This window comes from Paraburkholderia ginsengiterrae, assembly GCF_001645125.1.
GTDB lineage: Bacteria > Pseudomonadota > Gammaproteobacteria > Burkholderiales > Burkholderiaceae > Paraburkholderia > Paraburkholderia ginsengiterrae.
On sequence record NZ_LXKA01000318.1, the window covers coordinates 1 to 372 of the forward strand.

General features: G+C 68.5%; 1 protein-coding gene. It reads left to right on the forward strand.

Annotated elements, in window-relative coordinates:
- On the forward strand, window positions 1–372 hold a 372-nt coding region (locus A6V37_RS21650), incomplete at both ends, for a pyridoxal-phosphate dependent enzyme (RefSeq protein ID WP_131799871.1).

The window sequence follows — 372 nt, forward strand, 5'->3', positions numbered from 1 at the left end:
CCACGACTACCTGAAGAAAACCCTGACCGCACGCGTCTACGACGTGGCGCGCGAGACCGAACTCGAACGCGCGCCGAATCTGTCGGCACGCCTGCGCAATCCGGTCTACCTGAAGCGCGAGGACAACCAGCCGGTGTTCTCCTTCAAGCTGCGCGGCGCGTACAACAAGATGGCGCATCTGCCGGCCGACGCGCTGGCGCGCGGCGTGATTACGGCCTCAGCGGGCAATCACGCGCAGGGCGTGGCGCTCTCGGCGGCGCGCATGGGCGTGAAGGCGATCATCGTGGTGCCGGTCACCACGCCGCAGGTGAAGGTCGATGCGGTGCGCGCGCACGGCGGGCCGACCGTCGAGGTGGTGCAGTTCGGCGAGTC